General features: G+C 63.9%; 3 protein-coding genes. 2 read left to right on the top strand and 1 reads right to left on the bottom strand.

Features of this window, described 5'->3' with window-relative positions; genetic code table 11:
* A partial coding sequence (gene purM / locus CIC12_RS10275; protein WP_168664019.1) for a phosphoribosylformylglycinamidine cyclo-ligase occupies window positions 1-1,006 on the bottom strand: 1,006 nt, incomplete at its 3' end.
* Between the two features lie 101 nt (window positions 1,007-1,107).
* Between purM and CIC12_RS10270 the strand changes: the two genes are divergently transcribed.
* Both CIC12_RS10270 and CIC12_RS10265 read left to right on the top strand, forming a co-directional pair.
* Window positions 1,108-2,184: an AI-2E family transporter gene (locus CIC12_RS10270; RefSeq protein ID WP_168664018.1), complete on the top strand. Its 1,077-nt coding sequence runs from the start codon at window positions 1,108-1,110 to the stop codon at window positions 2,182-2,184.
* Window positions 2,185-2,257: 73 nt separating this feature from the next.
* Window positions 2,258-2,573, top strand: a 316-nt coding sequence (locus CIC12_RS10265; protein ID WP_342030519.1) for a DnaA ATPase domain-containing protein, incomplete at its 3' end; no start/stop codon positions are given.

Below are 2,573 nucleotides of genomic sequence, written 5' to 3'. Positions count from 1 at the left end.
CCTGCTCACCGGCTGCCGACAGCAAACCGATCGCCGCTTCGGCGTCGGCTGCGGACACCACTACTGCCATGCCGATGCCGCAGTTGAACACGCGGTGCATTTCCGCATCGGCGACGCCGCCGTGCTTCTGCAGCCACGAGAACAGCGGCGGCAGCGGCCATGCGCGGTGATCCAGCTCGGCCGTCAGACCTTCACGCAGCACGCGCGGAATATTTTCGACCAGCCCGCCGCCGGTGATGTGTGCCATGCCCTTCACGGCGATCTGTTGCATCAGCGACAGCAACGGCTTCACGTAAATGTGCGTCGGCGCCATCAGTGCGTCGGCGAGCGAACGGCCGTCGAAGTCTGCATTCAGATCCGGCTGCGCGCGCTCGATGATCTTGCGCACCAGCGAAAAACCGTTCGAATGAATGCCGCTCGACGCCAGACCCAGCACGACGTCGCCCGGAGCGATCGTGCTGCCGTCGATGATCTTGCTCTTTTCCACCGCGCCGACCGCGAACCCGGCCAGGTCGTACTCCCCGTCCGGATACATGCCAGGCATTTCCGCCGTTTCGCCGCCGATCAATGCGCAACCCGACAGTTCGCAGCCATGCGCGATACCCTTGACGACCGTGGCCGCCGTACCGACGTCCAGCTTGCCGCACGCGAAGTAGTCGAGGAAGAACAGCGGCTCGGCACCTTGCACGAGAATGTCGTTCACGCTCATCGCGACCAGATCCTGGCCGACGGTGTCATGCTTGTTCAGTTGAAACGCGAGGCGCAGCTTGGTGCCGACGCCGTCGGTGCCGGACACAAGCACCGGCTCCTTGTATTTCTTCGGCACTTCGAACAGCGCGCCGAACCCGCCGATGCCACCCAGCACACCGTCGCGCATCGTCTTTTTGGCAAAGGGCTTGATCGCGTCGACAAGGGCGTCACCCGCGTCGATGTCCACGCCGGCGTCGCGATACGACAAACCTTGGGCCGAATCAGTTGAAGGCTGGGCGGATTTCGGGTGATTCATGGGGAAGAGCTCGAAGGTCGGTAAAATGCGATTTTACCCGATGCTGGCCGACTGGCTGGAATTTGATCATCCGGTTCCGACTACACCTGGGAAAACCCGCTTTGCAACAACATTCCTCGATTCTGACGCCCGTTCAGCGCCGCGCCCTCATCTGGCTGGTGATCGCGCTCTGCGTCGGCATTCTGCTCTGGCTGTTGAGTCCCGTCCTCACCCCGTTCCTGCTGAGCGCGATTCTCGCGTACATCCTGCATCCGGGCGTCGCGTGGATGGTGCGCCGGCGCGTGCCGCGCGTCCTCGCGGCACTGCTGATGATCCTGTTCTTCACGCTGCTGATGACCATGCTCTTCCTGCTGGTGCTCGCGGTGATCCAGAAGGAAGGGCCGCAATTGCGGCAGCAGGTGCCGGTGTTCTTCGCGCATGTGAGCGCGTGGCTGCAACCCAAGCTGGCCATGCTGGGTCTGGCCGACTCGCTCGATTTCGCCAGCATCCGCGACCTCGTGACGGGGCAGCTCGAAGGCAGCGCGAAAACGGTTGCACAGTACGCGTGGACCTCGATCCGCACGAGCGGCAATCTGATGATGGCGCTGGTCGGCAACCTCATGCTGGTGCCGCTCGTGCTGTTCTATCTGCTGTTCGACTGGAACCGCATGCTGGCGCGCCTGCAAATGATGGTGCCGCGCCGCTGGCTCGACAAGACACTGCAACTCGCGCGCGACATGGACCAGATGCTGTCGCAATACCTGCGCGGCCAGTTGCTGGTGATGGCCGTGCTGGCGGTGTACTACTCGGTCGCGCTGAGCCTCGCCGGCTTCGAGATTGCGCTGCCGGTCGGCATTTTTACCGGGCTCGCGGTGTTCATCCCGTACCTCGGTTTTGCGACGGGCCTCGTGCTGGCGCTGCTCGCGGCGCTGCTGCAATTCGGCGACTGGTACGGCTTTGGCGCGGTCGCGCTGATTTACGGCTTCGCGCAGATCGTCGAAAGTTTTTATCTGACGCCGCGTCTCGTCGGCGAACGGATCGGGCTGCACCCGCTCGCGGTCATCTTCGCGCTGCTCGCGTTCGGTCAGCTATTCGGCTTTTTCGGCGTGTTGCTTGCGTTGCCGGTCAGCGCGATTCTGTCGGTAGCGATCCGCGAATTGCGGCAAAGCTATCTGGCGAGCGCGCTCTACAACAACTAACCGCTTACTGACGTTTCAGGGCCCGGGGTCCGGGCCGCTACGGCCTTAGCCTCATTTTCGGCAGTCACCTACTGTGCTTCGTCAACTGACGCTCGATCTCGGCACCCCGCCGCCATCGACATTCGACAATTTCTTCGCGGGCGCGAACTCGGAGCTGGTCACGCGCCTGCGTGAGCTCGACAACGCCCTCGCCGCCGGGCCGGTCGCCGATCGCACCTTCTATGTCTGGGGCGAGTCCGGCAGCGGCCGCACGCATCTGTTGCAGGCGCTCGTGCACGAAGCGCCGCCGGGGCACGCGCGCTTCGCCGGGCCGCAGAGCAGCCTGACCGCGTTCGGCTTCGACCCGCGCGTGGCGCTCTACGCGATCGACGACTGCGACGCGCTGTCCG

Source organism: Paraburkholderia sp. SG-MS1 (genome assembly GCF_012275575.1).
Lineage (GTDB): Bacteria > Pseudomonadota > Gammaproteobacteria > Burkholderiales > Burkholderiaceae > Paraburkholderia.
The sequence above is the reverse complement of the archived record's forward strand: the minus strand, read 5'-3'. Positions and strand labels throughout refer to the sequence as shown.